This window comes from Ignavibacteriota bacterium, assembly GCA_016713565.1.
GTDB lineage: Bacteria > Bacteroidota > Ignavibacteria > Ignavibacteriales > Melioribacteraceae.
Window position 1 is genome coordinate 523,875 of record JADJOX010000007.1, and the last position, 21,578, is coordinate 545,452.

Below are 21,578 nucleotides of genomic sequence, written 5' to 3' on the forward strand. Positions count from 1 at the left end.
ATCAATTCATTTGCAATTCGTTATACAATTCAATGTATTTATCAATATTTTTTTCTATAGAAAAATTTGCAGAATCCTTTTTTGCATTTTCAGATATTTTCAGTCTCAGTTCATTATTTGAAATTGCTTCAATTACCGCGCTTGATAATTGATCAGGATCTTTGGGTTCAACTAAAATTCCATTGTGATAACTCTTTATTAATTCCGGAATTCCTCCGGTATTTGTCGCAACTATTGGAAGTCCTACAGACATTGCGTCAATAATAGATGTTCCAAGTCCTTCTTTTTTTGACGCAAGCACAAAAATATCAAACGTCTTTAAGTATTTTCCAATTTCACTTTGAAAACCCGCAAATATAATATCATCATAAATACTGAGTTCTTTCGCTAAATTTTCAATATCATATTTTAACGGACCATCGCCAACAATGCATAATTTTGTATTCGGCATTTTTCTTTAATCAATTTAAATGCTTTCAGTAAATTGGGAAAATCTTTATGTCCGGCAAATGCCGCTATAGTTCCAATCAAAATTGTATTTGGGTTTTGCTTAAACGAATTTTGAAATATTTTATCGACATTAACATCATCAAACTTATTTACATTGGTTCCGCTTCTGATTGTAATTAACTTATTTTTATTAACTCCGTCTTCCAACAAAACTTTTTTAATGAATTCGGAAATGCACACAATTCTATCAATTTTCTTTGTGCCGTATTTTAATTTACTTAACATATTTTTATTTATATGGAAGTCAACTCGTCTTACCGCAATAAGTTTTAATTTCGAAACCAAGAATTTTACGAATATGGCTATTGTTTGAGAATGTGCCGAATGTGCTTGTATAATATCAATGTTATTTGATTTGCAGATCCTTGATATCTTTATAGCCGATAAAAAATCCAGTTCGCCGAGGATATTTATTTCATGATATGGAAGTTTTTTTTCCATACATCTTTTTTTTAATTCAGAGTTTTTTTCGCAAACCAACAAAGAATTAATTCCGCGTTTAACTAAACCTTCATGAAGGTAAAAAACTTGCTGCTGTCCCCCGCGCCAATATTTTTCACTATCAATGTGAAGAATTTTCATTATTCTTCTGCCATATTTTTATATACTTTAGATAAACGCCAAAAGCTGAATGTACGCAAAGCAAAAATCCAATTTTACCATCTAAAAATCCTTTTTGTAAAACGTACATTTTTAAGAATTTATTTATTCCAAAAAACATTGAAGCTAAAATAGAATATTTTTTATTTTCGATATTTTTACTTTGCGCAAGCTCAGAGTAACGATTCATTTTGCTTATGTGAAGATTAATTGTCGGATAAGTATAATGAAGTAATGGCTCACTAATTTTAGATTTCTGTTCTTTTAATACAACAGATTCATGAACCAAATCTTCATTGAAATTTCCATATTTTCTGTTGAACAATCTCAAAGGAAAATCTTTATCCCAACCGCAATGTTTTATTTCCCTGCCAAGATAAAACGATCTCCTTCTAATCTTATATCCGTTGAATCCAGGCTTTGATAAAATATCTTCAATTTTATTTTTTAATTCAACCGTAACGACTTCATCAGAATCAATTGATAGTATCCAGTCATTTGAGGCATTATCGACTGCAAACTTTTTTGTTATGCCAAAACCTTTCCATTCGGTTTGAAATATTTTGCAGTTATATTTTCTGCAGATATCGATTGTTTTATCCGTTGAAAATGAATCGACAACGACAATTTCATCAACCCATAATAATGACTTTAAGCACCTTTCAATATTGGCTTCTTCATTATTTGTAATAATAGCCGCAGATATTTTATTCGCTCTTTTATTCATTCAATTAAATTTGATTTGCTGTTTAAATTAAAGATTTTTTTTAATTCCTTCGCTCGATTTATCCATAAAAATTTCTGTGCATATTCTTGAATATTGTTCCTCATTTCATCTATTATACAATTGCTTAACAACAATTCATCAATTTTATCCGCCAAATCACTAACACTTCCGAAAAATAATCCGGTTTTAGCTTCGATAATTAATTCCCTTGTTGAAGGTAAATCGCTCGCAATTACCGGAATACAGAAACTGTAATAATCAAATAATTTTAAAGGCGATGTTAAATATTTATTAAAAAATGTATTTTCCAAGGGAATAATTCCAATGGCGGTTTTCGCTAAATATTCACTCATTTCTTTCTTATTTATCCAGCCTGTAATTTTAACATAATCCGGGTTATAATAATTACTAATTATATTTTTCGTTTCTTCAACTTCAAATTCTGTTTTTCCGCCTATAATTAAAATTTCCGGTTTTGATCTTGATTGAGCTGCCGCTTGTATTAGTTGATCTACACCTTTATGTTTGTCTAATGAACCTATGTAAGTTACATATTTTTTTTCATGATTAATATTTTCAATATCACGCAATCCGGTTCTCGTAACAAAGATGTTCACGTTAGGAAAATGTTCTTCATACAATTCCTTTTGCGAATTCTGAAGACAAATCACTCCGTCAATTCGGGGAATAAATTTATTTTCAATTTTTTCAATTTTTCTTTTTTTACTATGATTGATATCATCGCGTAATTTTAAATTGGCATAAAAATCATGAGTTTCGAAATAAACTTTAATTTTGAATTTTAATTTAATTTTAATAAGATATTTGAGAAAAGTGGGATTTCGAGTAATTACTATATCGACATTATTTTGTCTAATTAACTTTTTTAATGTTTTGAATACATTCCTATAGTAAAAATAATTTGTATTAATAATAGAATTATTGGCGAATCTTATTATTGTAAGATTTTTAGGAAATGAAATATTGAGTTCATTATTAATTATTTCATCAGAAGTTTTTTCTGAATTATTTTTCACAAATAAAAAACATTCTTCAAATTCTTGAGCAAGAGCAACCGCGTTGTTTGTTGCAAAAGTAAAGCTTGGAGAATTGGACGGCCATTTGCCGGTATGTACGTAAGCAATTTTCATTTATTTTTTTTTACATAATACAGCTAAATAAGTTGCTTTATACGGAAATAGCGCGTTGAATATTTTATCAATTTGAAGTGTAAAGATGTTTACCGGAATATTAAATTTGGCGAAAAATTTGTTTGTTCTTTTATTCACCAATAAATATGTTTTGATTAATTCAAAACCACAGTTATCAATACTTTTTTCCAATTTCTCTTTTGTAAAACTATGCAGGTGACCAACTTTATGAATTTTATTACCTGTTACAGGATCTTCGATCATTTTAGCATTTAGGTTTTCATTATACGGAACGCAAAATAAACCAATACCATTTTTCTTAATAAATTGATTCATTTTAGAAATTGCCGATTCATAATTTTCTAAATGTTCCAGAACTTCTTGAGAAATAACTAAATCAAAATTCTCTAGAGTGACGTTAAATAGATTTTCATGAATTTGAGTAATCCCAAATTCTTCCGCTTTCTGTTTGAATAAATCCAAACTATTTTTAGATAAATCAACACCAGTAATTTTTATGCCTTCTCTCGATAAAAGAAAATCTAAATATCCTGTTCCACAGCCAATATCAATTATTGATTTAACGTTTGGACAGCTTTTAATAATTTCGCAGAGATGCTTATTTCTCAGCATTTCATTTTTAAATAATTTTGTCGACTTATCCGCCTGCCAAATATTATATAATTTATCACCGCCAATTATGGTATAATCACTCATTTTTTCCCGCTGTAATTTTTTGAAATAATTTAAATAGTTGTTCTGCCTGCTTCTTTCTTTGAAATGAGTCAATAAAATTTTTATCTACTTTAACTTTCAGTTTATCATTTTTAAAATCCGCTAAAATTTTTAAAATGCCTAATTGAATTTGTTCGATGTCAGATTCAATTGCAATTAAAGAATTATGATATTCATTAACTGTATCACTTAATTCGCCCAATGAAGAAATAATAGCGAACACATATTTTTCCAATCTAAAATATTCAAACATCTTTGCGGGAAACAATTCCGTTGTATTCATATTGGTTGCCAGCAAGAGCATAACATCCGCCTCATTTAATTTTAACAACATTTTATCATGCTGCAAATATTGAATAAACGTTACAATTTCATTTAATTCCGGAAATTCATTAAGCCACTTATCGTTTCCGGAACCGCCAATAAATGTAAAAGATATTTCTTCCGGATTGATCTTTTGGCTTTTAAATAAATTAGACAATGCGGCAAATAAATTTTTCGGTGAGTGAAGTTCGTTCAATCTTCCCGCATAAGCAAATTTTAATTTTCTGTTTTTAGATTCAATTTCTTTTATTTTAATTTCAGTAAAATCATCTTCGTCATAACCATTGCGAATTACCGAAATTTTATCATTAGAAATTCTTTGTGAAAAATTTTGCTTTGCTTTATTCGTTATTGTTGTTATATGTGAACAATCATTTAAAACACTCAACTCTAATTTTGTTTCGTTTTCTTTCAATTTTGATCTGTGAAACAATGAATTGTCTATCCATTCGTCTCGAAAATCGGCTATCCACTTAACGCCGGAATGTTTGGAAACTGCTTGTGCAATTAAGTGTGTTGAATGCGGCGGAGATGTGGAAAAAATTATATCAATTTTTTGTTCACTAATAATTTGCAATCCTTTTTTAAGCGCAGTTAATTTCCATAAAGATGATTTATCTGGAATAAAAAAATGTTTTAAAATTTTTTTAAAATCGCCGCTCAAAATATTTCCCAAATCATAAGTCGCATAAACATTACAATTCTTAATTTCATCTAATAATGAATTATCAATTATTTTATTCCTTTTTTTTCGCGGTTAAAACAAAAACGTTGGCGCCAAACTGAGAAAGATATTTTATAAATTTAGAAATTCTTTGAACAGCGGGTCCGCCTTCCGGAGGAAAATTATATGTTATAAATAAAATATTCACTAATAATTCAATTTCTACTTATCTAATAATATATAATTTTTAAAGCCGCCTATCGCGTTGCCGTTATTAAAAATTTTTTCAATCAATGAAATAAATCTGTACTTTATTGTTTCGTGTTTATGCGGTTCTCTGTATTTATTTGGTTTACCAGAATATTGAAGTTTGCTTTTCCAAGTAAAATTATTGATCATGTCTTGCATAACTTTTGGATGCGTTTCTTTAAATTCACCGATTAAGTTTAAAGGGCCGTAGTCAAATTCTTTCGGACCTTTTTCATAATAATCTTTGGCACGGTTCAGACCCCAATGAACAGAATCTAAAGCCTTTTTTTTATTCTGCATTAAATGCGGAGGACGAACCCAGCCGTAATGATAAACTTCAGCGTCAACTTTCGCAACTTTTAATTTACAATGTCCATCGTTCTGCCGTGGATTGTCATAGTATTCAAATTTTCTAAATGATTGTGCGCTTTGCCATGAATGTATATCCGGTAGATTTCGTACGATCCTAATCTCATTCGGATACCATCCGTGTCCATTTTGAAAATGATTATAATCACCCCAAAAATGTTTGTATCTAAAAAGTAAACCTTCAACATCTTTATCATTCAATAATTCTTCGCAGCGATTATAGATATTGTTTAAGTATTTTTCGTGAATTACTTCATCGGCTTGTAGATAAAACAGCCAGTCGCCGCTGCATTGTTTCATTGCGATATCGGTTTGTAAAGAATTTATTATTCCTTTCTTAAAATATTTTTCTTCCCAAACAGTATCGATGATCTTAACTTTAGGATTATTAATACTTTCAATTTTATCGCGCGTATTGTCACCTTCGCTGCTTTTTCCAACGGCAATTATAAATTCGTCAACAATCGGCAGAATAGACTTAATAGATTCAACAATTGGATAATAAAGTGAAACACCGTTACGAACAAAAGAAAAACCGCTAATTTTCATAAATGTAAATTTTATCTTAATGTTTAGTTTGGAAAAATAATAACAAGTATTTGCATCTCAAAATTCATTATTTACATAACGAAAAATCCGTTAATCCAATCCACCAAATTCATAAAAATTTTCCACAAAGGCGAATAAATGAATAGGAACAAAATTATTGTTCCGTAAATTCCTAAGTTCAAAAGTTTTGCCGTATATTGATTTGGGAAAAGATCAAAAAGAATATGCGACCCGTCAAGCGGCGGAAATGGAAGTAAGTTAAAGCAAAAAAGAAAAACGTTAAAAATTACAGTCAAACGAAATATATTATATAATGTATTACTGATTTCAATATCAAAATTTGCCAAAACATTAAAAATAAAATAAACTAAAACTGCCAAGATTAAATTTGAAAATGGTCCTGCAAACGATACAAATGCATCATCTCTATTTTGATTTCTTAACTTATTTCTGTTAACCGGAACGGGTTTTGCCCAGCCGATTAACATGAATCCGGAAGTAAAAGCCAAAATTGGCATAACAATGCTTCCAATTAAATCTATGTGTTTTAATGGATTTAATGTTAATCTTCCTTGCGATTTTGCGGTATCATCTCCTAATTTATTGGCTACAAATGCATGCGCAAATTCATGGATGCTTAATGAAACCAGAAAAATTGGAAGGAAATAAAACATTAATATTAACTTTTGACTTATTTGAATATCTGGCAAAATTAACCTCTCGGATGAAAATCTTTGTGAACTTGTTTTACATATTCTCTGTCTATATGCGTGTAAATTTGTGTCGTTGAAATATCAGAATGACCAAGCATTTCTTGAACCGCTCTCAAGTCAGCTCCGCCTTCAAGTAAATGAGTTGCAAATGAATGTCTGAATGTATGAGGATGCACTTCTCTATTAATTTCCGCTTCATCGCAATATCTTTTAACTATTTTCCATATTGCCATTCTTGAAAGTTTAGTCCCTTTTGAATTTAAAAAAACAATATTTTCGCTTTTCATATTTTTTTCAAGCATCGGTCTTAACTTAATCAAGTATTCTTTTACCCATTTTCTCGCGCTTGAGCCAATAGGTACAATCCTTTGTTTTGAACCTTTGCCAAAAACTCTAATTACTTCATCATCAAAAAAAAGATCGGACAATTTTAAATTTGTGGCTTCGGAAACACGCAGACCAGAAGAATATAAAATTTCTAGAATTGCCTTATCTCTTAAACCGAATTTTTCTTCAACATTTGGTTTATCCAAAATTTTTTCAATTTCGTTGAAAGATAAAACACTCGGTAATTTTCGAGATAATCTGATTGAGTTTAAGTTCGTTGTGGGATTTGTTTCAATATAATTTTGATTTTTTAAATATAAAAAAAAACCTTTAAGGGATGAGGAATATCTTCCAACTGTAGCAGAAGTAATTCCCGTTTTTCTTTGTTCGGAAAAAAAATCAGTGATTTGCTTGAATGTAATTAAATTAAGATCTGATATTTTATTCAGTTCTATAAATTCAAGAAATTTTGTTAAATCATTTCTATATGAGGAAATAGAATTCACCGAAAGATTTTTTTCAATTTGCAGCAATGTCAAATATTCTTTTACAAACTCATGCATTACTTTTCTTTATCTTCACTTATTTCACTTTCCATTTCATCTTGTTTAGGGTATCGTATTCTCTTATGATGTAAAGCTACCAACGTAGCCAAAAATGATTTTCTAATCTTTGACAAATCTGAGAATGTTAATGGAGAGTCTTCAAGCTGTCCGTCTTTCAAACGACTGCTGATAATATTGGAAATAATGTTTTCAATTTTTTCCGGAGTAGGTTCAGCCATTGCCCTCACAGCTGACTCACAGGCATCGGCAAGCATTAACAAAGCTGTTTCTTTTGTAAATGGTTTTGGTCCGGGATAACGGTATTTTTGTTCTTCGATATTTGTATTAGCGTTTTCTTCAATTGCCTTATCATAAAAATATGAAACTAAAAGTGTTCCGTGGTGAGTCTTAATGAAATCTATAATTTCAACGGGCAGATTTTCCTCTTCAGCCATCTGAACTCCTTGCGGAACATGGTCAATTATCATTGCGGCACTTTGATCAGGCGTTAGCTGGTCATGAATATTATAGTTGTCAATCTGATTTTCAACAAATGCGCTTGGATTCTGTGATTTGCCTATATCATGATATAATGCGCCTACTCTAACTAGCAAGGGATTCGCACCAATATCAGCAGCGGCACTTTCTACCATATTTCCCATTGTTAATGAGTGGTTAAATGTGCCTTGTGCATTTCTTGCCAATTCTTTCAACAAGGGATGATTGAAATCCGTTAGCTCCAGCAATGTTATGTCTGTAGTAATTTTAAATAATTTTTCAAAAAATATTATTAGTCCGTATGTTAAAACAGGACTAAACAAAGCATTTGAGGCGGCAAATCCGCACTGAATTAAAACTTCTTCCCAAGGCGCAAATCTTTCCAAACCAAAGGCAAGAATGCTTGCTATATAGCCAATTAAAATAAATAAAAATGATCTGAAAATTTGATTTCGATTTTTAATATCTCTAACTGTATAAGCAGCCAAACCACCTGCTACAATATTCATAACGGCTAATGAATAATCATTTCCTCTTAATCCACCAACAATTAACGAAATAACTATTGTGCCGTAAAAGCCTATTCTGGAATCGAAAAATATTGTGAGTAGCATTGAAACTACAGGAACCAAAATCAGCAGTTCTATTGGCGCGTTAACATTGATCCTATTAATTGAGAATGCGATAAAGCTTATTAGAAGAATTATAAATGTTATTAAAAATATTTTAGAATTATCATTATAAATTTTGGGTCTGAATAAATAAACATATAGACTAAATAACGATATGATCACCAACACGTGCAAAATTTTTCCTAGTGCCTGCAAAATTCTCGACCAAATACCTCTTTCTTCTCCGCGCGCAATTCTATAAGAATCAATTTTTTGTTTTATATCAGGAGTAATTCTGTTATGCTTTGCAACAATTCGCTCGTTTTCTTCTACTAAACCGATATTCTTCGAAACTCTTTCTTGAGCTAATTTAATTTCATTATTAGTTAAATTTTCATTAAATGAAATTGTGGATTTTAAAAAATGCTGGATATACTCAAAATAAATTGACATTTGTTCAGGATCAGTGGTAGAATAAGAAGCGATTAGATTATCAATCCTTTTTTCATTTTCACTTTTATCCAAAAATTTATTTTTGGGCAGAAGATTTTCAAATTTTCCGTCGCGTAAAGCAATTGAGTCTTTCTCAATTTCATCAAAATTGACATCCAAAAAATCTTTATCATATATCTTATTGAAAATTTCGACAATGTTGCTGAATAACTTTTCAGTTGTAATTGGATATCTGACCGAAAGCATATTTTCATATTTTCTAATTTCTTTAATTTTGTTTACGCTTTCGGAACTTAAAAATTTAAATTTGCTGTTTGTTGAATTTTGTTCTAATTCTTTATCAACTTTGGAAATAAGTAACTTATTGAATATTTCAACAGAATCTAAAACCTGTTCTTTCACATTGTGTTTTTTTTCAAACACAGAAAAAACTCCCTGCGATGCTCTTAATTTTTCAATTCGATATGATTCAGGATCCTTAAGAATTTCAAACGGCATAGTTGCAATTAGATCATCCTGAATCCAAATTGATCCTACGGATACATCAAATTCGAGAGCTTCTCCTCTTGGAAACATTGCGGCAATTAATATTGATCCGATAAGAATTATTAGTATTTTAAGATTTTTATTTTTCTTTAAATTCTCTAATGAATTTGAATTAAATAATTTTGCCATTTTTAGCTCTTAATAACATTTCCAAAAATTCTGCTGTTCCGTCTTCTTCATTAGTTTTCGACGTAACATAATCCGCCATATTCTTAATATCATCAACCGCGTTTGCAATGGCAATTTTCAAAGCATTTGTTCTAAACAGTGATCTGTCATTGTACCAATCACCCATTACGGCGGTATTTTTAATATTTATATTTAAGTGTTTTATCAATTTTAATAGACCATCGCCTTTTGAACAATTTTTATTTCTTATTTCTAAAAAATAAACCCCATCTTGATCTTGAGATTTATAAAACGATGTCTTTAATCCAAATGCATATGGAAATTTCATTTTATTTTCAATCGCTTTAATCGAGTTTTTAAAATCTCCGGTAACAATTACTTCCAACGTACTGTCAACTAAATCATCATATGAATTGATTTCTTCAAAGACGGCTTCATATTTTTCCATTAGTCTTGGAATTAGAGAATTTTGCTCTGTATAATAAATAGCTTCATTATGACTTAAAGCGGATTTTAATAAAAAGTTATCCGCCATTTCAAGCGCTCTATTAACATATTTTGCTTTTATAAATGATTCGAAAATTGTTTCATTTGCAGGGTAACTTTTTATAACCGCGCCATCTAAAGAAATTAATGGAGTCTTAAGATCCAAAATTTTCGCGTATGCAATCATTGAATGATGTATTCTGCCGGTTGCAAACGTAAACCGCACACCTAATTTTTTTAATTCATTGACCAATTCAATTGATTTAATTCCAATTTCTGAATCACCGTTGAGCAGTGTCCCATCAAGGTCAAAAACAACTAAATCAATATTTTCTAATATTTTAGGATTTATCATATTTTAGATTAAAGGAATTAAAGATTTATTTTTTATTTAAGAAAGATAAAAAAGTTCCAAGTAGTATGGTAGCTGTAACACCTATAATTGTGTACCAAGTCCACGCGGTTAATTTTAATGAAATTACCGTAACCATTATAAAAATTCCGCCGGTAAATGCCGCAATTGCATCTTCCTGCTTTGCGCGTTTAACAAACAATCCTAGCATAAAAGTGCCTAATAGTCCGCCATAAGTAAATGATGCTATGCTTAGTGCTAATTCTACAACTGTCTGCGGTGAATTCATAAAAATTAGCGCCGCAAAAATCAGCATAACCGCCCAGAATATTGTAAAAAGTCTTGAAATTTTTAAATCATTTTTAACAACTCTATTTTTTTTAAATGCCTGATAAATATCCAACATTGTTGATGAAGAAAGTGCGCTTATTGATCCCGCCAAAGTTGACATAGCTGCGGCAAATAATCCGGCAATAATAACTCCGGAAAAGGGCGAAGGAATATTTTCTATTATAAATTTAGGAAATATTTCATCCGATCTTATATTCAATTTACCGTAATACGCAAACAATGCGGCACCGACTAACATAAAAATTACAAACTGCAATATTACAACAATTCCACTTCCAACAATTGCTTTCCGCGCTTCTTTTAAATTCTTTATGCTCAGCAGCCTTTGCACAATTAACTGATCCGTACCGTGCGAAGCCATTGATAGAAATGCTCCTCCTAAAATTCCGCTTGGCAAAGTATAAGGCTGACTGAAAAACTCAGCTAAGGAATTACTAAAATTCAAATTTATAACATTAAGTTTATTTTCCGGCTGAGCAGCAAAGATAATGCTGTTAAAACTATCGGGTAAAAATTGATATAATAAAAAATATAAAGAAAGCAATGCCCCGCCTAAATAAATGAACATTAAGAGAACATCAACCCAAATAATTCCTTTCATTCCACCCGTAATTGTATACATTAAGGAAATTACAGCAATTATTATTATAGCGTAAGAATAGTCGATTCCAAGCATTAATTTTAATGGAATTGCTGTTGCAAATAATCTAACACCATCAGCTGCTGTTCTTGTAAACATAAATACAATTGATGAAAACGACCTTGTTTTATAGCCAAATCGTTTTTCTAAAAACTCATAAGCAGTGCTTAGTTCGCCATTGAAGTAACTTGGGAGAAAATATTTTGCGATAATTATTCTTCCGATCAAATAACCGAACGTTACCTGAAGGAAATTTAGATTTGCCAAATATGCCAAACCGGGAATTGAAATAAATGTTAGAGTGCTGGTTTCAGCTGCAACTATTGAAAAACAAACTGCCCACCATGGTATATTTTTTGAACCTAGGAAATAATCTTCAACAGTTCTTTGTTTTCCGCCTTTAAAAATTCCAAATAAGGCAACACCAATGAGAAATAGAATAATAATTAAATAGTCAAAAGTTTTATCCACAATAAAACCTAAATTGCTTTTAACTCATTGACGGCTTCTTCAACTGTATCTTTTATTGGAAGTACTCTATTTAATTGTGAAATTTCTATCAATGTTTTAACACTTTTTTGAGGAGCTGCAAGTCTTATGTGACCGTCGTTTGTTTGAAGAATTCTAAATGAAAGTAATATGGCGCTTAAACCGGAACTATCACAATACTCAATTTCCGAAAGATCAAAAACTAATTTTTGAATATCTTCGGAAGAAAGTAAAATTGTCAATTCACCTTTTACCAAGCCTGCAATTGATGCATCGAATGTTTTTTCATTTAATTTAAAAACTGCAACATCGCCAGTCTTTTTGAATTCAAAATTTACATTTTCGTTCATATTAGTATTATTTTGTGAATAAAATTAAATCAAAACATCTTTAATGAATTTAACAAATTTCTATATGATATTTCGGAATTTATTTTCGAATTAACAAGCTGAAAATTGTAAAGATTTTCAACGGCATTTTTTTTGAAACCCACTTTAAATTTTGCTTTCATCAAACTCACAACCGAAACTAAAAATAAATTATCTTCACGCTCCAAATCAATTAGTACATCAAACTTTTGATTAAGCAATTTTTCTTTTAATGGTTTATTCGGCAAGCCAAGCCTTGAAATATCTTCCAAAGAATAACTTATAGTTTCATAATTGCCGGAAAGCCTAATTAAATTTTTTCTATGTTCGGGTAAAAAAAGGGTTACATTTTTTTTATGAATTTGAAAATATTTCGCTACGTCAAAACTGTTATTGAAATCTAAATCGTTAAGTGGAAGTATCAAAAGGTAATTTACCGATTCTTCAACAAAATTATTGAACGTAAATTTATCGTCAAAATTTTTCAGCATTTTCTTTTTGAAAATGAAATAGCCGATTCTATTTTTAAATTCTTCAAACAATTAATGTTTCTCTAACATTTTTTCAAAATTTTCTTCGTCAATAATTTTGATATTTAATTTTTGAGCTTTGTCCAGTTTTGAACCCGCGCTTTCACCTGCTAAAACATAATCAGTTTTAGAACTTATTGATGAACTTACTTTACCGCCATTCCGCTCAATTATATTTTTTGCTTCGTCTCTAGTATATTTTGATAATGTTCCCGTAAGAACAAAAGTCAATCCTTCAAAGATAATATTTCTTTGGGATATTTTTTCTATTTCAAAATTTAAACCGGCAGCTTTTAATTTATTGATAATTTCTAAGTTTTTAGAATTATTGAAAAACTTTGTTACGCTTTCGGAAATTTTAGGACCAATTTCCGGCACGGCTTCAATTTCTTCTGAAGATGCATTAATAATATTTTCAATATTTTGAAAATGGGCCGCCAATTTTTTTGCAACTCCCGCGCCAACAAATCTTATCCCAATTGCAAAAAGAACTTTTTCAAAGGGTTTGGACTTACTTTTCTCAATTGCATTAAGCAAATTTAAAACACTTTTTTCACCAAATCTATCAATGGATATTAACTCATCTTTCCGTTCTTTAAGATTATAGATATCGACATAAGAATTCAAGAAATTCATATCTACTAAAATATTTATAATAGATTCTCCCAATCCTTCAATATCCATTGCTCCGCGCGACCCAAAATGCTCTATGCTGCCTTTTATTTGAGCGGGACATAAATTATTTACACAGTATATTGCCACTTCTTCTTCCGGGTAAAATAAGCTTTCGCCGCAGACCGGACATTTTTTTGGTATCTCGGTTTTCTTAACTTCACTTACGCGTTTTTCCAAAACAACTTCTGAGATTTTTGGAATTACGTCACCGCCTTTTTCTATAATTACAATATCGCCAATTCTGATATCTTTTCTTTCAATTTCATCTTTATTGTGCAGAGTTGCTCTGCTGATTGTTGAGCCGGCTAAAAATACAGGTTCAAGCTCTGCAACCGGTGTAACAGCTCCAGTTCTTCCCACCTGCCATGTTATTGAAAGTAATTTTGTTGATATTTTTTTTGCAGTGAATTTAAAGGCAATTGCCCATCTTGGTGATTTTGCAACATTACCCAATTTTTTTTGAAGTTCAATACTGTTTACTTTTATAACAACGCCGTCGGTTTCATAAGAAAGTTTTTCCCTTTCTGTATCCCAATGTTCGCAGTATTTTATTACTTCGGCAATATTTTTACATACTTTATATGATTCATTTACTTTTAATCCGAATGATTTTAAAAGTTTTAAATTATTTTCTTGTGATACTAACTCAATATCGTCGGAAAATAAATAATAGGTGAATATATCCAATGGTCTTGATGCTACAATTTTCGGATCTTGTAATTTCAATGTTCCTGCGGAAGAATTTCGAGGATTTGCAAATAGCTTAAGATTTTCGGATTCACGCTGTTTGTTCAATTTTTTAAAATCCTCAATTCCCATAAAAACTTCACCTCTGACTTCAAAAAGACTTGGAATGTTAGATTTATTTATAAGTTTTAAAGGAACTGTTTTTATAGTTTTTACATTTGCAGTAACGTCTTCGCCAATAATCCCGTCGCCTCTTGTCGCCGCTTTTTTAAGAGTTCCATTTTCATAAATTACACTAATTGAGACACCGTCAATTTTCAATTCGCATACATATTCTATATCAGCTTCGCTTTTCAGAAAATTTTTAATTCTTTTATCGAATTCAAAAAGCTCTTGTTCGCTGTATGAATTGGCTAAACTTAACATTGGAATTTTATGCTCTACGGGTAAAAATTCTTTTGTTAAATCTGAACCGACACGTTGGGTTGGAGAATCAGGTGTAATAAATTGAGGATTTTCGTTTTCTAATTTTTGTAGTTCTTTAACAAGTTGATCATATTCATAATCGCTTATTTTACTTTCCGCTAAAATATAATAACTATAATCATAAACTCTGATTTTGTCTCTAAGTTCTTCAATATATTTTATTATATCAGCCTTCATTTTGAACGGTATTCTTTAAAGATAAATATTGAATTCCATTTTTGTTTATTATCATTTTTCTGGATCTTCCCGGGGCTTTATTGAATTCCAACTCTTTGTTGTTTAGATAAAGTTTTATAGACCCAGAATTTCCGATGTGAAGTAAAAATTGATCCTTTGCGTTAAAACTTCTTGTCATATCTTTTGACAATATGAATTCATTATTATCTTTTTCATCTGTTACAACTCTAACCCAAGCTTTATCGTCGCAGGTTATTTTCAGTTCCAGTCCCGAATTAAAAACCTGAGTTTTTCCAATATCTTCATGCTCATTAACAATTTGATTTGTAGAATCTTTTGAAGAACTATCCGTTTTAACCGCTTCAGTAGTTGAATCAATTTTATTTGAATTCAAAATTTCATTGGTCGTAAGCGTTTCTTCAAAAGGTTTTTCCGTAATAAAGGAATTGTCAGGATCCCTTAAAAATGTATTGTAAACGACAAAAATAACAAGTAATAACACAATCGCAAAAAGAGCATAATACAATGAATTATTTTTTTGTAATTGCTTGGTAATATTATGATTTACGGATTCTTCGCCGATCACTTTCGGTTCTTCAACAACGTTTTCTTTGACGGGTAAAGTATCTTTTTTGGCAGCTATTGTTTCTTTCTTGGTAGATTTAGACTCACTTTTTTTAGGCTTTTCAGTTTCGGATTTTGGTTCACTAACTTCATTTTCAAAATTTAATCCTTGTTTTGCCAATTCATATTTTGAAATCATTTCATCAGTATTTAAACCGATAAAATTGCAGTATTCTTTCAAAAAAGCTTTCATATAAACTTCCGGCATCAATGAAAAATTACCTTCTTCTAATGCTTCCAGAAATTTCTTATCTATTCTAGTTTTTGAATGGATTTGATCGAGTGTAATTTTTTTAGCTAATCTCTTGGACTTTAATTGTTCAGAAAATTTTCTTAAAATTTCACTCATAAATACCCCCAAAAGAATTTTATGATTTCTTTCTTAATTTCGCAACGAATGCGCCGTCCATATTATTTTTACTAGGTAGTGTTTGAATACACCCATTTTCATCAATTACTTCAGAGTTAAAAATCCCATTTAAAATAATTAATTCAAAATTAGTGTCTGAAGATAAGAATTTATTTACAATTTCAATATTTTCTTCAGGTTCAGTAGTGCATGTGCTGTATACTAGGATTCCGTTCACTTTTACCAAAGTGGAAGCTTTTTGAAGAAGTTTTAACTGAATTTCATTTAATTTTCTAATGTCACCAAGATCTTTTTTCCATTTAATATCAGGTTTTTTTGTTAATGTTCCTAAACCGCTGCAAGGCACATCGGCTAAAACTCTGTCAAATTCATTCTCATTAAATTTCAGCGAATCAACTGCTACAGTTCGAATATTTGTAATTCCCATTCTTTCAATGTTTTTCTTTAATACATCCAGCCTGTTTTCAAATTTATCAACAGCAACAATTTCCCCTGTGTTTTGCATTTCATCCGCAATAAAAGCCGTTTTTCCGCCGGGTGCTGCACAAAGATCAAGAACTTTCATTCCGGGATTTACATCTAAAGCTTTAACCGCAAATCCGGTACTTTCATCTTGAATTGAGAAAAAACCCTTATGAAAATATTCCCAGCTATTTATATTTGTTAATGATGAAAGTTCAAGATATTCTTGAAGATACTTTCCATCTTTATATTTTAAATCAACCGAATCCAAAAGTGACTTAAGCTCATTTAAATTTGTTTTCAATTTATTTACGCGCAATGTGTGTTTGGGACGGTTATTGTTTGCGATCAATAATTCTTTAGTATCTTCCTCGCCAAATCGTTTAAGCCATCTTTTTACCAACCATGTTGGATGCGAATAAACAACGGAATAATAAGCAACAATATCTTCATCTTTATTTGGATATCTAATTGAATCTTTACTTCTAATAATATTCCTGAGAACCGCATTTGTTAAATTAGCAGATTTTTCGCCTTGTATTTTTTTTACAAATTCAACCGATTCATTTACCGCCGCGTGTTCGGGAATTTTATCTAAAAATAAAATTTGATAAAGAGCAACTCTCATCGAATTCTTTACATTGGGAATACATTTGGAAAACTGACCTTTGTAAAATCCGTTTAAAATCCAGTCAATTTTTGACAGCCATCTAATTACTCCATGAACAATCTCAAAAAGCAATGCTTTATCTTTTCCGCTGAGCTCTGAGTTTTTTATTTCAATATCCAACAGTTTTTCGAGGTAAGCATCAGTTCGGTCAATTCGATTAAGTAATTTTACCGCAATTCCTCTTACACCGGAATATAAATTTAATTCAGAACCTATAACGACTTGCTGCATAATTTTAAAATATTTTAATTATAAAAAGTGAGTTAAATTTACTAAAAAGAAAAGAAAAAACTTATTTGGATATTAAGAAATGAAAAGCTTTCATAAAATAAACAAAAATTGAATATTTTTTGAAAGCTTTAGATTATTTTTTTAAACCGTATTTTTTGTTGAATCTGTCAACTCTACCCGTTGAATCCAATAATTTTTGTTTTCCGGTAAAGAAAGGATGACATTCTGAACAGATTTCTAATTTTATATGATCTGTTGTTGATCTTGTAGTAAAAGTATTTCCGCAAACACAAGTTACTTCACAATTTTGGTAAGTTGGATGAATTCCTTTTTTCATATCTAATCCGTTAAATTTTAGCTTATAAAGATATTAAAACTTTATAAAAAATTCAATTATGTTAATTATCTTCTTTCTTTTTCGTAAAATTCTCTTTTTAATGAATCTAATCTGGCTTTTAAAGTTTCAACGTACTTCTTATCTACCTTTTCTCTCATAAAAAAACCATCAAAAAATTCTGTATTACCGCCGCTTGTTAATGTAGCTCTATTGTCTATATCTTTAACATTATTTTCATTATGCAAGGCTTCGTCTAAATTTGTTGAGCTGGATTCTTTAAATGGGAAAGCTATTTTAGCGGTAATTTCATTATTATTATTTACATCGCTCATACTTATTGTTTTGGATTTCGTTACTACTTTCTTTTTTTTCAAAATTACATCGTTGGAACTTATAACTCCATCCGTAATATTTTTTTTAGAATTAAGTAAATTGCTGCTTACGCTAGTTCTTAAGCGTGGAGATATCTGAAATGGATTTTCAAAATTTTCTTGTGAATTACTCATAAAAAACAGTGTAATCACCAAAGCAGCAGTCGTAAAACTTCCTATAGGCACTAATATTTTCCAAGGAAAAATTGAATTTTTTTGCTCTGTTTTTAACTCAAAGTTTTTATTTTCAATTCTAACTTTAAGATTATATTCAAAATTATTTTCTGCTTTAACTTTGGGAAGTTCCCTAAGTAAGTTTACTACATGCTTGTATTGCTCATCATTAGAATTGTAGAGTTTTTGCTCCATAAATTACCCACTGTAAATATTTTTTAATAATTCTTGAAGATGTCTTCTTCCTCTATTTATTCTTGATTTAACCGTTCCGATAGATAAATTAGTTATTTCTGCAATTTCTTCATATGAAAGTCCGTCAATATCTCTTAAAATAACAACTTCTCTATAAACCGGCTTAACTTTTAACAATGCTTTTTGTATTATTTCTCCTTTCATTTCGCTATCGGTAGCTCTTTCAGGAGAAACAAATGAATTATCTTCTATTTGAATTTTCTTTTCGTCATCGTCATTATCAATAGAAAAAATTTGTCTTCTTTTTCTTCTTTTCAATTCATTACGGGCTAAATTTCCGGCAATTGTATAAATCCATGTGGAAAATTTTGCAAAGGATTTATAAGAGTCTTTATGCAGATAAAATTTGATCATTGTATCTTGAACAATATCCGTACAAAGATCTTTATCACCTAAAAATCTGTAAACGTAATTTGTCAACGGATCTTTAAATCTATTAACTAATGTTTCATAAGCTTCAAGCGTGTTATTTTCTTGAAACTCTTGGATTAACTCTTCGTCCGTTAAGTCTTTTAGTTGCTTATCCAATGATGTTTATACTTTTTAGTTATAAAAAGGTTTCAAAAATTAATCAAATCTAGAATAAAAATTTTGTTATTCGTTAAAAATTTCCGTTAATAAAATTGTTGCCAATGTTTTTTGGTCAATTCCGGATGTTTTTAGTGAAAGATCCGCATTAAATAATGCAAAAAATGCATTATAGACTTTTTTTTCACTGTTAAAATAAACCGCATTTTTACAATTTATATAGTAATATTTTGAAATCCCAATCGCTTGTGAAGCTTCCACATCGTTTAAGCCTCTTTGTTTAAGTTCAAAGGATTGGGCAATAACGGTAAAATATTTTATCAGCATTGAAATTATAAAGATCATATCTTTACCGGTATCCAGCAGATTAAATATCACTTTTAGTGAATTGCTTTTATTCCCTTTTCCAATTGCATTCAGTAGATCAAAAATAGAATATTCTTTAGTTGCCGAAGCTAAATTTTTTATTTCTTCGGCAGTTATTTCTTTTTTATCATTAAGGAAACTTTTGATTTTCTGAAACTGCATATCGAGTAAAGATTTATCTTCACCTACAATTTCAATCAGCATTTTTATATTTTCCGAAGAAATCTCAATCTCCAACTGAGAACAACGTGATTTTACCCAGTTTTCTAAATCGGCTCCTTTAAGCTCTTTAGCTTCAAACAAACATTTTTTTTCTGAAAGCAGTTTATATGGATCAGAAGTTAAATTTGAGATAGAACCATAATTTGCTATTACAAGAATTGTTGTTTCAACCGGATTTTTAACGTATGATGTCAGTTGTTTTTTATTGCCTAAGTTTTCAAAATTTTTAACTATTAGCAATTTCTTGCCTGACCCGAAAGGAAAAGTTAAAGCTAAATCAATAACATTTGAAATTGAATCCTTTTTCTCCGCGTCAATAACTTCTTTATCAAAGTCACTTGAAATATACTCGGAAGCTTTTATTTCAATTAACTTTAAAGCGTTATTAATTGTAAAATTATCTTCGCCAAAAAAGAAATAAATAGGTTTTAAATCGGATTTTGGCAAGTCGGATATTAAAGAATATATAGATGGTGTATTTTCTTTATTTCTATACATTTTAAAGAATTTTCACCATCAAAATAATTGATGGTGAAATTAATTATTTAGATCTCTTTTCAATTGTAACACTTTGCATTACAACATCTTTAAGCGGTTTATCAAACGGTTTGGAAGTTTGAACTTTGCCAATATTTTTTACAACATCCAATCCATTTATTACTTGACCGAAAACAGAATGTTTTCCATCAAGCCAAGGTGTTGGTACCAATGTAATAAAAAATTGACTTCCGTTTGTATTTGGTCCGGCATTTGCCATTGATAAAACGCCAGGTCCAAAATGTTTTAAATCTTTATGAAACTCATCAGCAAATGCTTTGCCGAAATAACTCTCTCCTCCGGAACCTGTTGCTGTAGGATCACCGCCTTGAATCATAAAATTATCTATTACTCTGTGAAAAATTACCCCATTGTAATAATTTTGCTCAGCTAAACCCACAAAATTTTCTACAGTTTTTGGAGCTTTATGCGCAAATAATTCAATTTCAATGTCACCCATGTTTGTGCTAATTTTTGCAACTAGCATTTCGTTTTCATTTAGTGTCATTAATTCTTTCACTTTAACCTCAATTGGATTTTGTTTTGTAATTTCAACTTTTGATAATGATTGTTTTTCTTTACAATTTATAATTGCCATACTAAGCAATAAAATTACTAAATATTTCATTTACACCTCTTATGGTTGAATAACATTGTTCAGAATTAAAATAATTATAACAACTCCTATCACAATTCTGTAAACAATAAAAACAAATGTAGAATTTTTTCTTAAAAATTTAAGCAAAAATTCTATTGTTAAATATCCGCTTACGGCAGATGTTATTGTTGCAATTATCAGTGTTAAAATTCCCGACGTATCAATAAAAGCAAGTGCTTTGTACAATTGTAAAAGACCGCTTCCCAAAATTGCGGGGACACTTAATAAAAATGAAAATCTTGCTGCGGTTTCACGTTTAAATCCTAAAAATATGCCGGCAGTAATGGTTGTTCCTGATCTTGATGAACCGGGAATTAAGGCTAATGACTGAGCAAATCCTATAATTAACGCATCGTACCACTTTATTTCTTTTAATTCTTTTTTGAATTTTCCAAATTTTTCTGCAAATGCTAAAATTATTCCCAACAAAATTAAACTTGCCCCAATTACATATAAATTTTTGGTTAATGATCCTTCAATTAAATCTTTAAATACTAATCCAATAAATACAACCGGTATTGATCCAAGTATAATGTACCAACCCATTTTAGAATTTTCAGATTGATTGTTAAAACTTTTTCTTTTCAATAAGTTATCGTTAATAAAATCAATTGTTATCCTCCATAGATCATTCCAGAAATAAATTAGTATTGCTACTAAAGTTCCCAATTGAATAACAGCAATGAAAGAAGTCCATTGTTCCGGATGTTCTTCAGAAATCAATCCCATTAATTTTCCGGCTACAGTTAAATGACCCGTACTGCTTATGGGTAAAAATTCTGTCAATCCTTGAATTATTCCTAAAATTATAGCTTCAATTATATTCATTTAA

General features: G+C 30.1%; 23 protein-coding genes. All 23 read right to left on the reverse strand.

Annotated elements, in window-relative coordinates:
• Position 1 precedes the first annotated feature (1 nt).
• Positions 2–451, reverse strand: a complete 450-nt coding sequence (locus IPK06_09450; protein MBK7980205.1) for a glycosyltransferase family 4 protein — start codon at positions 449–451, stop codon at positions 2–4.
• Entirely contained in the window at positions 409–1,092 is a 684-nt protein-coding gene (locus tag IPK06_09455) for a glycosyltransferase (protein MBK7980206.1), read from the reverse strand. The genes IPK06_09450 and IPK06_09455 overlap by 43 nt, the downstream gene beginning before the upstream one ends.
• Positions 1,073–1,837, reverse strand: a complete 765-nt coding sequence (locus IPK06_09460) for a glycosyltransferase family 2 protein (GenBank protein MBK7980207.1) — start codon at positions 1,835–1,837, stop codon at positions 1,073–1,075. Before IPK06_09460 ends, IPK06_09455 begins: the two co-directional genes overlap by 20 nt.
• The gene (locus tag IPK06_09465; GenBank protein MBK7980208.1) at positions 1,834–2,988 is read right to left on the reverse strand and encodes a glycosyltransferase; all 1,155 of its coding nucleotides are present in this window, start codon (positions 2,986–2,988) and stop codon (positions 1,834–1,836) included. The genes IPK06_09460 and IPK06_09465 overlap by 4 nt, the downstream gene beginning before the upstream one ends.
• Positions 2,989–3,705 carry a class I SAM-dependent methyltransferase gene (locus IPK06_09470; GenBank protein MBK7980209.1) on the reverse strand — a complete coding sequence of 239 codons (717 nt, stop codon included), beginning with the start codon at positions 3,703–3,705 and terminating at the stop codon, positions 2,989–2,991.
• Positions 3,698–4,711, reverse strand: a complete 1,014-nt coding sequence (locus tag IPK06_09475; protein ID MBK7980210.1) for a glycosyltransferase — start codon at positions 4,709–4,711, stop codon at positions 3,698–3,700. Before IPK06_09475 ends, IPK06_09470 begins: the two co-directional genes overlap by 8 nt.
• A gap of 222 nt (positions 4,712–4,933) precedes the next feature.
• Positions 4,934–5,878 (reverse strand): hypothetical protein, encoded by a 945-nt coding sequence (locus IPK06_09480; GenBank protein MBK7980211.1) that lies wholly within the window; start codon positions 5,876–5,878, stop codon positions 4,934–4,936.
• Between the two features lie 71 nt (positions 5,879–5,949).
• A complete protein-coding gene (locus IPK06_09485; GenBank protein ID MBK7980212.1) occupies positions 5,950–6,588 on the reverse strand; it encodes a site-2 protease family protein in 639 nt (212 codons plus the stop codon).
• A gap of 2 nt (positions 6,589–6,590) precedes the next feature.
• Positions 6,591–7,481, reverse strand: coding sequence for a site-specific tyrosine recombinase XerD (gene xerD / locus IPK06_09490; GenBank protein ID MBK7980213.1), 891 nt, complete (start codon positions 7,479–7,481; stop codon positions 6,591–6,593).
• Positions 7,481–9,700, reverse strand: a complete 2,220-nt coding sequence (locus IPK06_09495) for an HDIG domain-containing protein (protein ID MBK7980214.1) — start codon at positions 9,698–9,700, stop codon at positions 7,481–7,483. Before IPK06_09495 ends, xerD begins: the two co-directional genes overlap by 1 nt.
• Positions 9,684–10,541, reverse strand: coding sequence for a Cof-type HAD-IIB family hydrolase (locus IPK06_09500; GenBank protein MBK7980215.1), 858 nt, complete (start codon positions 10,539–10,541; stop codon positions 9,684–9,686). Before IPK06_09500 ends, IPK06_09495 begins: the two co-directional genes overlap by 17 nt.
• Positions 10,542–10,566: 25 nt before the next feature.
• Positions 10,567–12,003, reverse strand: a complete 1,437-nt coding sequence (locus IPK06_09505) for a sodium/solute symporter (GenBank protein MBK7980216.1) — start codon at positions 12,001–12,003, stop codon at positions 10,567–10,569.
• 5 nt (positions 12,004–12,008) lie between these two features.
• On the reverse strand, positions 12,009–12,368 hold the full coding sequence (locus tag IPK06_09510; protein MBK7980217.1) for an STAS domain-containing protein: 360 nt from the start codon (positions 12,366–12,368) through the stop codon (positions 12,009–12,011).
• Between the two features lie 29 nt (positions 12,369–12,397).
• Entirely contained in the window at positions 12,398–12,928 is a 531-nt protein-coding gene (locus IPK06_09515) for a hypothetical protein (protein ID MBK7980218.1), read from the reverse strand.
• Positions 12,929–14,941 carry an NAD-dependent DNA ligase LigA gene (gene ligA, locus IPK06_09520; GenBank protein ID MBK7980219.1) on the reverse strand — a complete coding sequence of 671 codons (2,013 nt, stop codon included), beginning with the start codon at positions 14,939–14,941 and terminating at the stop codon, positions 12,929–12,931.
• A complete protein-coding gene (locus IPK06_09525) occupies positions 14,931–15,914 on the reverse strand; it encodes a DUF4115 domain-containing protein (GenBank protein ID MBK7980220.1) in 984 nt (327 codons plus the stop codon). Before IPK06_09525 ends, ligA begins: the two co-directional genes overlap by 11 nt.
• A 19-nt stretch (positions 15,915–15,933) precedes the next feature.
• Positions 15,934–17,298, reverse strand: coding sequence for a 16S rRNA (cytosine(967)-C(5))-methyltransferase RsmB (gene rsmB, locus IPK06_09530; protein MBK7980221.1), 1,365 nt, complete (start codon positions 17,296–17,298; stop codon positions 15,934–15,936).
• A 133-nt stretch (positions 17,299–17,431) separates the two neighbouring features.
• Entirely contained in the window at positions 17,432–17,635 is a 204-nt protein-coding gene (rpmE, locus tag IPK06_09535) for a 50S ribosomal protein L31 (GenBank protein ID MBK7980222.1), read from the reverse strand.
• Between the two features lie 65 nt (positions 17,636–17,700).
• The gene (locus IPK06_09540; protein MBK7980223.1) at positions 17,701–18,375 is read right to left on the reverse strand and encodes a hypothetical protein; all 675 of its coding nucleotides are present in this window, start codon (positions 18,373–18,375) and stop codon (positions 17,701–17,703) included.
• A 3-nt stretch (positions 18,376–18,378) separates the two neighbouring features.
• Positions 18,379–18,963, reverse strand: coding sequence for a sigma-70 family RNA polymerase sigma factor (locus IPK06_09545; GenBank protein MBK7980224.1), 585 nt, complete (start codon positions 18,961–18,963; stop codon positions 18,379–18,381).
• Between the two features lie 66 nt (positions 18,964–19,029).
• Entirely contained in the window at positions 19,030–20,049 is a 1,020-nt protein-coding gene (gene holA, locus IPK06_09550) for a DNA polymerase III subunit delta (protein MBK7980225.1), read from the reverse strand.
• A 43-nt stretch (positions 20,050–20,092) separates the two neighbouring features.
• Complete coding sequence (locus IPK06_09555; GenBank protein MBK7980226.1) at positions 20,093–20,596, reverse strand: peptidylprolyl isomerase; 504 nt, start codon at positions 20,594–20,596, stop codon at positions 20,093–20,095.
• A gap of 129 nt (positions 20,597–20,725) precedes the next feature.
• The gene (gene uppP, locus IPK06_09560) at positions 20,726–21,574 is read right to left on the reverse strand and encodes an undecaprenyl-diphosphatase UppP (GenBank protein MBK7980227.1); all 849 of its coding nucleotides are present in this window, start codon (positions 21,572–21,574) and stop codon (positions 20,726–20,728) included.
• Positions 21,575–21,578: the final 4 nt, after the last annotated feature.